Genomic DNA, 10,113 nt, shown 5'->3' with positions numbered 1-10,113 from the left:
TGTCACGCATCAGCTCCGGCCTGCCAATCTTCGCCCATGTCTCCCCACGCCAAGACCCTCTCCTGGACCAACCTCTACCGCGGCGTCACCCCGGTATTGTTCGATGCCGATGAGAGCCGCCCCGTCTACGAGGTGTGCCGCGAGGCCTTGGAAGTGCTCAAGGACAAAGGGCTGCTCAAGAGCGGGGACATGGTCCTGCTGACCCACGGCGACAAGATGGAGACCGTCGGCAGCACCAACACTTGCAAGGTGATGATGGTCGAGTAACGAGCCCCATCATGCTGATAAACGGCTCCCGAGGGAGCCGTTTTTGTGGCTGTCATCCCACCACCAGCCTTGGGGGACTAAGGCATTAACTGCCGCGATAGAGCTCCACCTTGTCCCCATCGCTCAGGGCGCCGGCGCCGCGCACCACCACTCTGTCGCCCTGCTTGAGCGCCCCGCTGATGGCGACCTGGCGCTCGTCACCAAATAAAATGGTGACCGGCACCCGGCTCACCGTCAGGGCATCCCCCTCCCCCTGCACCCGATAGACAACGCTGCCCTCGGTATTGAGCACCAGGGCATCCCGGGGCAGCAGCATGGTCTGCTGCTCGCCAAGGGGCAGGGCGACACGCACCGGCGCCCCTATGATGTAGCTACCCTCCACGGGGGTAAGCCGCAACTCGATGAGGCGGGAGTTGGGATCGGCGCGAGCAGCCCGCTGGTAATAGGTCGCCTCGCCGCGCAGTGCTCCCCCCTCAACCTTGAGCCGGGTCTGGAGCGCCAGACGCAGGGCCCAGTCGATGGGGGCCTGCAATCGGATATCCGGCGCATCGGGATTGACCAGCTCCAGGGCCTTCTCCCCTGCATCCACGTGCTCCCCCGGCTGAATGAAGTGATGGTTGACCACCCCATCAAAGGGGGCATAGATGTGGCTGCGCCGGATCTGCTCCTCTATCTGGCGCGCCGCTATGCTCGCCAGCTGCAGCGCCAGACTGGCCTGCTCCACCTCCAGCCTCGCCTTGTCGAACTGGCTGAGTGAGGCGTTGTTCTGTTTGCGCAATTTGTCCTGGCGCTCGAATTCCGCCTTGGCAAAACGCAGGCTGCTGGCCCACCTGGCGTGTTCGGCGCGGGCCTGCTCCAAAGAGAGGCGCAGTGCCGTGCTGTCGAGGCGCAGCAGCTCCTGCCCCGCCTCGACCCGGCTGCCAAAATCGGCTATCCACTCGACCCGACCGCTCTGCTCGGCGCTGAGCTCGGCCTGCTGGCGACTGGCCACAGTGCCACTGACCCAGAGGCTGGCCCCGGCCTCCCCTTGCGTCACTTCGGCCAAGGTGACTGGCTTGGCCCAGAGCGGCAAACTGGCCAGCAGGACGACCCCGACAATGATTTTATTCACATCCCTCTCCTTTCCTTTCCATGGATCCGACACTCCTCTTCTCAAGCCCCGGTCAGGCGCGCTGGCGCAGCGGTGCGGTCACGGGCGCCCGCTCTCCCAGACGCAAGAAAGCAGGCAGCAATATCAACGTAAACAAGGTACTGCAGCTCATGCCGCCAACGATGACGGTGGCCAGCCCCCGATAAATTTCACTGCCCGCGCTCGGACTCAGCATCAAGGGCAGCATGCCGAAGATGCTGGTGAGGCTAGTCATGGCGATGGGGCGCATCCGGCTACGCAGTGCATCGGCCACGGCGTCCCCCCGTGCCAACCCTTCCCGCTCGGCCGTGCGGGTCTGATGTACCAGCAAGATGGCGTTGTTGACCACCAGGCCCAGCAGAATGACGAAGCCGATGATGGTGAGCAGATCCATCGGTAGCGGCACCACCAGCCCGCTCAGCTTGAGCGCGACCACGCCACCGACGGTGGCGAGCGGCAGCGTCAGCAATACCAGCAGGGCATCCCTGACCGAGGCAAACAGACCCCAGAGCAGTACCAGCAGTATCACCAGGGCAAACAGGAAGATACTGCCCAGGCTGCCGAGCGCCTGCTGCAGGCTATCGGCATAGCCAAAGACCCGCAGCTCTCCCCCGGCGGGTAGCAGGGGGCGGATACGGGCAAAGCTTTTGCCCTTGAGGGTATCGAGTACCTGTTCCATGCTCATCCCCTCTGGCGGGGTAATATGCAGGCTCAGGCTACGACGGCCATCGGCGCGAAAGATGCCTGAGGGGCCCATGTCATGTTCGACCCGGAGCAGCTCCCCCAGAGGCACTATGCCACCCCGGGGCGTTGCCAGAGGCACCGCCTTCAGATCGTCCGGGTTGCCCGAGGTCTGCCCCATCAGCAGGATGTCAAACCGCTCGTCGCCATCGAAATACTCGCCAACCCGCAGGCCATCCCCGAAGGTCTGGATGATGGTCGGCATGGGGCCTCGATCCCAACCCACCTCCGCCAGTCGCCGATCTTGCGGCACCAGCCGCAGCTCGGGTGCAGTGAAGTCCAGGGAGGGCTCTGGCCGCACCTGGGCGCCCGGCAGATCCCCTTTGACTATCTCCATGGCCGCCCGTGCCGCCTGGTACAGCTCGGGCAGGGCGCCGCCCTGGAGCAGCAGCTCGACCCCGTTCTCGCTGTCAAACCCGCCAAACAGTGACCCCTGGCCGCCAAAGGCCCGGGTATCGGGAATGCCCTGCAACAACTCTTTCATCAGCAGGGTTTCCAGCTGCTTGATGCGTCCATCATCCTTGGCCCGCACGCCAATCTGGGCCCCGCCCGGGTAGCGCATGATGTAGTAGTTCTTGAGAGCGGGTTCCTTGACCCCTTTCATGTAGGGGTCGAGGCGGGCTATCAGGGTGTCTATCACTTCTTCACGCTGAGCCCGGAGGTTAACCCCGGGGGTGAAGCTCATCCAGACATCGATGGCGTCGCGCTTCACGTCCGGCAGGTAGTTCATCTTGGGCAGCAGGGCCCAGCTGGCCAGCATCGGCAAGCTCATCATGACGAAGATGATGGTCCAGCGCCGCGCCGGGGTGCGGGTCCAGTGGAGGATGCGCGCCGTTGCCCGCCGCCAATAGCAGTCATAGGGATCCGCCAGCCTCTCCCGCCCCATCCAGCGCGACGCCACGGCCGGCAGCACGGAGACGGCCACCAGCATGGAGACGGTGACGGCACTGGCGATGGTGAGCGCCAGATCGGCAAACAGCTGGCCTTCGACATCATTGAGCAGCAGCACCGGCAAAAAGATGGCAACCGTGGTCAGGGTCGAGGCCACCAGGGCCGCCCACACCTGACTGGTCCCGGCCAGGGCCGCCCCCGCCCTGTCGATGTCACCTCGTTCGTGGCGCCGATAGATGCTCTCGAGCACCACGATGGCAGCATCGAGCACCATGCCCACCGCGAACGCTATCCCGGCCAGGGAGATGACATTGAGGGTTCTGTCCATCAGCTTGAGCAGGCAGAGGGTCAGCATGATGCTGATGGGAATGGCGAGGGCGATCATCAGGGTCGCCTTGAGCTGGCGCAGGAAGACCCAGAGGATGGCGCAGGAGAGCAGCACCCCCAGTCCCAGGTTAGCGGTAACCATGTGGATGGCGCGATTGATGTAGAGAGAGGCATCGAACGACTGTTCCATGTGCAGCCCGGCGGGTTCGAGCACCTCGCGGTTGAGCTCGTCTACTTTGGCCTTGATCGCCTCCAGAGCCGCCAGGGCATTGGCGCCGTTCTCCTTGAAGATCTGGGCTGAGATGGCCTGATTGCCATTCTGGATGCGCAGCACCGGGGAGTCTTCCCGGGTCAGTCGCACCTCCGCCACATCGCGCAGGTAAATGGGCAGGCCATCGCGCCAGTCCACCACCTTCTCCTTGAGACTCTCCACGTCATAACGGCCGGCGAAGCGCAGCTTGTACTCCCAGCGCCCTATGTCCAGGGTACCGGCAGAAACGTCCCAGCCGGTGGCGGCACGGCTTGCCAGCACCGGGATCTCGACCCCCAGCTCGGCGGCGCGGTAGGGATCGAAGCGGATCTGGATCTGGCGGGCATTGATACCATCAATCTCCACGGTGGATACCCCGGGGATGCGCTCCAGCTCAGGCTTGACTCTGGACTCGATCAGCGGCTGCTGATCATCAATGGCACCCTTGGCCCCCGGCAGCTGCTGGATGAAGAAGAAGGTCAGGGTGTCATTGCTGCTGTAGTTGTTGAGATAGGGACCATCTATGTTGTCCGGCAGACTGGAGACCCGGTTCAGGCGAGAGATGATCTCCAGCTGGACCCGCTGCATGTCGGTGCCGATGGCAAACGCCAGATCCATCTCGACGAAGCCGGGATAACTGTTGCTGGTCAGGCTCTTGAGCCCCTGCACCCCTTGCAGCTCCTGCTCGATGGGGTCCGTTATCTCGGATTCCATCTCCTGGGGCGAGGCCGAACGCCAGGAGACAGAAATGTTGAGATGGGGCCTGTCGATGTCGGGAAATAGCTGTACCGGCAGGCTGCCCATGCTGAGCAGTCCTGCCAAAAAGATAAGCACGACCGAGACCGCCACCCAAATGGGGCGTTCGATCGCCGTCTTGGCGAGATTCATTTCATCTTCCCTGATTTTGTTGTTATTGGCCCGCTCCGCGGGCCTGCTTCCTGCCCCAAGGGTAAGGGGGCAAATCATTACACTGGAAATCCAATTAATTGTAAATGCTCGAAATACAAACAAAAAAACCGGCCATCAAGGCCGGTTGAAACAGTAGGAAAAAATCTTATGCCGCGTCGTCGACCCGGGTGGTTTGCCCCATGGACTCGAGCTCGCCGGGGGCAAAATTGTCAACCTGGATGGCCTCGTAACGCAGGGCATCGGCGGCCAGCAGCTGGTCGGCCTCCGCCTGGGTCAGGATGGATTGGGCCAGGGCTGGGCTCACCAGATCAGCAATCGCCAGCTTGCGGGGCAGACGCCCCTCTTTCTGGGCCTGGGCAATCTTTTTCTCCAAAGGTTGCACCGCCACCATAGCCAGGAAGGCACGCTCCATCTGACCGACGGCATCCTGCTCATTCTTGCCCACATAGCACAAGGCGGTGAGGCGATCGCGGAACTCGCCCGGCTTCATCATGGCTTGGCAGATTGAGTGACAACGGTCATCGGCTGGCATCTGATAATGAATGCCAAACGGGAAGACCACGCGCTTGAGCAGGGCGCCAACGACCTTGCTCGGGAAGTTCTGGAAGAAGCCATCGAACGCCTTGCCGATAAGATGCAAGTTACGCTCCAGGGCATACTGGACGAAGGGCAGGTCCGATACCATGCGGCCTTGATCCTCGTAATGCTTGAGGGTCGAGGAGGCCAGGTAGAGATGACTCAGCACATCCCCCAGACGCGCCGAGATCATCTCCTTGCGTTTGAGATCGCCACCCAGCATCAGCATGGAGATGTCGGCACAGAGGGCCAGCGCCTTGCTCATGCGTGACAGCTGCTGATAATAACGCGCCGTCTCGCCGCCCACGGGGGCGCTGTTGAAGCGGCCCAGGGTCAACCCCTGGCCAAGGGCACCAAAGAAGTTGCCGGCACCGAAGGCCAGGTGCTTCATCAGCAGGCCGTCAAATTTCTCGAGACCGCGCTCACCGTCCGGATCTGCCGCCGCTTCCAGCTCGGCGAACACATATGGGTGACAGCGGGTAGCGCCCTGGCCGAAGATCATCAGGTTGCGGGTCAGGATGTTGGCCCCTTCCACCGTGATAGCGACCGGTATGCCCATGTAGGCGTAGCCGGTGTAGTTTTTCGGGCCCAGCTGGATGGCGCGACCGGCATGGATGTCCATGGAATCATCCATGATCTGGCGCGCCATCTCCGTCATGTGATACTTGGAAATGGCGGTAACGATGGCCGGCGCCTGACCCAGATCCAGCGAACCGGCCGTCATGCGACGCGCCCCTTCCAACTGATAAGTGAGGCCACCGATGCGCGCCATGGCCTCTTGCACCCCTTCAAACTTGCCGATGGACATGCCGAACTGCTTGCGCACATAGGCGTAGGCACTGACGGTGCGACTCGCCATGTGGCCACAGGCGGTGCCCAGAGCTGGCAGGGAGATGCCACGCCCGGCGGAGAGACACTCGACCAGCATGCGCCAGCCACGTCCTGCATACTCAGGCCCACCGATGATCCAGTCGATGGGGATGAATACATCCTTGCCAAAAGTCGGACCGTTCAAGAACGCCAGCCCCATGGGGTAGTGGCGATCGCCGACGCGCACACCGGGGTGACTGGTCGGGATCAGGGCACAGGTGATACCCAGCTCTTCTTTGTCGCCCAGCAGTTGCTCGGGATCGTAGAGCTTGAACGCCAGCCCAAGCACGGTAGCGCGTGGCGCCAGGGTAATGTAGCGCTTGTTCCAGTTGAGGCGAATGCCGAGCACCTCCTCCCCCTTATAGAGCCCCTTGCAGATGATGCCCTTGTCCGGGATGGCTCCCGCATCGGAACCGGCTTCCGGCCCGGTCAGGGCGAAACAGGGTACGTCCTTGCCATTGGCCAGACTCGGCAGCCAGAAATCCTTCTGGGCCTGAGTGCCATAGTGCATCAACAGTTCCCCCGGCCCCAGCGAGTTGGGCACCATGACGGTGACCGCCACGCTCAGACTCTTGGTGGCGATCCGGGTCACTATGGTGGAGTTGGCTATCGCCGAAAACTCGCGGCCGCCGTAGGATCTTGGGATGATCAGCGCAAAGAAACCCTCTTTCTTCAGATAATCCCAGACAGGTTCGGGCAGGTCTTTGGTCTCGTTGACTATCTTGAAGTCGTCAATCATGGCGAGCAGGGTCTCGACCTGATTGTCGATGAAGCTCTGCTCATCGGCACTCAAGGCCGGCTTGCCGTAGCCATGCAATTTCTTCCAGTCCGGGTTGCCACGAAACAACTCCCCATCCCACCAGACGGAGCCCGCCTCCATGGCCTCGCGCTCGGTGGCAGACAGGGGCGGTAATATCTTCTTGAAGATGCCAAAGACCGGACGGGTCACCAGCTTCTTACGGATAGCCGGGACGCCGAGCACTACCGCAACGGCCACCACCAGCAGGACAAGCAATGTGATCATGGTTCAGTTCCCTCTATTTCACAGTTCCGTTAACTTATTGTTTTGATTAGACAGCCAGGGATAACCTGGTCGACTCCACCGGCGCACCGACACCGGCGGCCAGGTAAGGAATAACGTTGCGCACCAGCGCTTCCACATCGAGACGCTGGCCAAAATCGGCCTGGGCTATGTCGCGCAAGGCATCGGCAGAGGCCATGGTGAATACCACAGTGCCCAGGGTGAAGTGCAGTCGCCAGAACAAGTCTGCCGGGGTCAGCTCAGGATTGGCTTTGGAAATCGCCAGGGTGATGCGCTGCAACACGGCGCCATAATGACCGGTGATGAAGCGGCGCAGGTGACCCTGGCTATCGATGTAGCCACGGCCCAGCAGCTGCATGAAGATCGCCGGTCCATTGTGGCGTACCGCAACGAGCTTCATCAGGGGACCGACGAAGCTCTCGAACACTTGCAGCAGGGTTAACTCGTCTTGCTCCATGAGGGAGACCAGTTTGGCGTCCAGCTCCGGCATAAACAGGGAGAGATAACGGTCCAGCACCGCCTGGATCAGCTCCTTCTTGGAGCCGAAGTGATAGTTCACCGACGCCAGGTTGACGTCGGCCTCGCCGGTGATCAGACGCAAAGAGGTATCAGCGAACCCCCGCTCGGCAAACAACACCTCGGCAGCATCGAGAATACGGTTCTTGGTATCAATCTTGCTCACTGTGCACCCCACTTAAACGAATGTTTAAAAAGTACGTTTCACAGCCTGGGGTGTCAAGAGAATGTGAACGGAGGTTAGGGAAATGTTTTATTAAAAAACTTTGAACTTTGACCAAAGAACGCACTCTATATCTATGCCACTGCAATTAAACATTAAGTCTCGCCCAACCAGCCCCGTGCTGATTGGGCATTTTTTTATGGCCATGTTCACGACAACGCCTGGAGAACCTTGCCTCTAGGCAGGCGCGCCATCCATTTGAAAGGTAAAAAAGAGATAAAAAAAACCGCCGCAGAGCGACGGTGGGGAAAGGAGGTTGCGTCGTCCTGACCCAACCCATCGATGGAAGTTCAGGCTGCACATCGATGAGCACATACTACCCAAGCATCTCGGGCAAACTTTGTCAGATTTGCAGGCAATTGTGACAGAGTATGACAAGCCCTCTTCGTGGCCCCCTTCTCCCCTATTTGCTATGCTGGCGCTCTTGAATATCAAGGGGAACGCCATGAAATACACAGTCGACACCCATACCCACACGGTCGCCAGCACCCACGCCTACAGCACCATCCACGACTACTTGCCGATCGCCAAGGCCAAAGGGATCAAGCTGTTTGCCACCACGGATCATGGTCCCGACATGGCCGATGCTCCCCACTTCTGGCACTTCGTCAACCTGCATGTACTGCCACGAGTCGTCGACGGGGTCGGCATACTGCGCGGCATCGAAGCCAACATCAAGAATCTGGACGGGGAGATAGACTTTCCCGAACGCTACGAATCCCGCCTCGACATGATCATGGCCGGCTTCCATGAACCCGTGTTCCCCCCTTGCGACAAGGCGACCCACACCCAGGCGATGATCAACGCCATCAAGAGCGGCCGGGTCGACATGATAAGCCACCCGGGCAACCCCGCCTTTCCCATCGACATCCAGGCCGTAGTACGGGCCGCCGCACAATATAGGGTCGCGCTGGAGGTCAACAACTCCTCCTTTATCCACTCCCGGTCTGGCAGTGAAGATAACTGCCGTGCCATCGTCGAAGCGGCGCGGGATCTGGGAGCCTACCTCACCTTCGGATCCGACTCCCATGTCGCCTTCAGTGTCGGCGACTTCGAACATTGCCAGCGTCTGGTGACCGAAACGGGCTTCCCCGAAGAGCGGGTCCTGGCCCGCTCCCCCCGCGCCCTGCTCGCGTTTCTCGAAAGCCGGGGTCGGGCCCATATCCCGGAATTTGCCGATCTCTGAACCGTCCCGTAACACCATGAGCCGACTCATAAAAATGATTCAGGCACATTGACTTGCCAAGGCATTTTCGGGAATCTAGACCGACGCCGATATAGCTCAGTTGGTAGAGCAGCGCATTCGTAATGCGAAGGTCGCGGGTTCGACTCCTGCTACCGGCACCATATAAAACAATAGGTTATGATTTATAAAAAACGGAATGTTGTAGTTTTTTGCTTGGGGTACCACATGGGGTACCACATTAAGCAAGAGATAGACTTGCACCAACACCCACTCAACTCGCTGTTGACTTGCTTGCCCTATGCGGGAAAGGAAAGAGTGTTGGCTTTCTTATCGAATTCGGTGACCGCTCAGGCGGTCACCTGTAATGGATGGGGCTACGCAGAGTTATGTACAGCCTTGGGTTTTCCTAAAAACCTGTAAGTACAGGTTTCCTCATCATGTTTAATAGTGTTCAGCCACGTAAAACATTATTGCAATCTACCTCTTTTCTTTTCATTGAGAGCTTGGCGAAATGAGACATCCAGGACAATCACAGACTCTTTAGCATTAGCTGAAGATTCAATGGGACCCTTCAAGCGCTTAGCCAAATCGGCCTTTAATCTTTCAAAACCATCTGAATACGCTGGATAATTTTCCAGGAACTTCAGTGCGGGCATAGCTATGGCGCCTACACTCCCTGCGATCAGACATACCTGCATCCACAACTCGGTACTGCCCGCCTTGGCTCTATCCAGCGCAAAAATCAGCTCCAGACCATGCTTTTTGGCAAGGTCTTTCTCAGGTTTAAGAATGGAGTCAAGATATGCCACACAGGTAATCACGGCATCCAGCGTTTCTGGTGATTTAATGCCGGAATGCATCAAGTCCTGAACGTCGTTCATCAGGCTCATTGCGGCAAAATTTTCACTGTAGGGGATATCGAGCTTTATGCTTAGAACGCCTAGATGATGCACATCATCAACGTGCCCCAAACGCAGCGCAAGATAGAGCCTTTTCTCTCCAATATCGATATAACTACGCCAATTACCCTTGCCTCTAAGGTTATTGCCACGACTTGGTATGGTCTTGATGGAGGGTGAGAATTTTTTGAAGTTCTCCGCCTGCTCCAACACGCTCTTGTAAACTTCATCGTTGGCCACGGGTGGGAAGCCGTAGCGGTGTAGCAACAGGATCAGGTCTACCTTCA

6 protein-coding genes, 1 tRNA gene and 1 pseudogene are annotated in these 10,113 nt (G+C 59.3%); 3 read left to right on the top strand and 5 right to left on the bottom strand.

Features of this window, described 5'->3' with window-relative positions:
• Positions 1-267 (top strand): annotated as a pseudogene (locus G113_RS16220) (pyruvate kinase alpha/beta domain-containing protein); the annotation flags it as partial.
• A gap of 85 nt (positions 268-352) precedes the next feature.
• On the opposite strand, the gene G113_RS16215 reads toward G113_RS16220, so the two are convergent.
• From G113_RS16215 to G113_RS16200, 4 genes are all read right to left on the bottom strand, one after another.
• Entirely contained in the window at positions 353-1,378 is a 1,026-nt protein-coding gene (locus tag G113_RS16215) for an efflux RND transporter periplasmic adaptor subunit (protein WP_005907179.1), read from the bottom strand.
• A gap of 52 nt (positions 1,379-1,430) precedes the next feature.
• Positions 1,431-4,493, bottom strand: coding sequence for an efflux RND transporter permease subunit (locus tag G113_RS16210; RefSeq protein WP_005907177.1), 3,063 nt, complete (start codon positions 4,491-4,493; stop codon positions 1,431-1,433).
• Positions 4,494-4,659: 166 nt separating this feature from the next.
• On the bottom strand, positions 4,660-6,984 hold the full coding sequence (locus tag G113_RS16205) for an acyl-CoA dehydrogenase (protein WP_005907175.1): 2,325 nt from the start codon (positions 6,982-6,984) through the stop codon (positions 4,660-4,662).
• Positions 6,985-7,030: 46 nt separating this feature from the next.
• The gene (locus tag G113_RS16200) at positions 7,031-7,684 is read right to left on the bottom strand and encodes a TetR/AcrR family transcriptional regulator (RefSeq protein ID WP_005907173.1); all 654 of its coding nucleotides are present in this window, start codon (positions 7,682-7,684) and stop codon (positions 7,031-7,033) included.
• Between the two features lie 502 nt (positions 7,685-8,186).
• On the opposite strand from G113_RS16200, the gene G113_RS16195 reads away from it, so the two are divergent.
• A complete protein-coding gene (locus G113_RS16195; protein WP_005907170.1) occupies positions 8,187-8,927 on the top strand; it encodes a phosphatase in 741 nt (246 codons plus the stop codon).
• Positions 8,928-9,012: 85 nt separating this feature from the next.
• A tRNA-Thr gene (locus tag G113_RS16190) sits at positions 9,013-9,088 on the top strand.
• 306 nt (positions 9,089-9,394) lie between these two features.
• Here the strand turns inward: G113_RS16190 and G113_RS16185 are convergent.
• On the bottom strand, positions 9,395-10,113 hold a 719-nt coding region (locus G113_RS16185; RefSeq protein ID WP_005907169.1), incomplete at its 5' end, for a hypothetical protein.

The sequence above is a fragment of the Aeromonas molluscorum 848 genome, from assembly GCF_000388115.1.
Lineage (GTDB): Bacteria > Pseudomonadota > Gammaproteobacteria > Enterobacterales > Aeromonadaceae > Aeromonas > Aeromonas molluscorum.
This window is presented reverse-complemented; position numbering and strand designations above follow the sequence as displayed.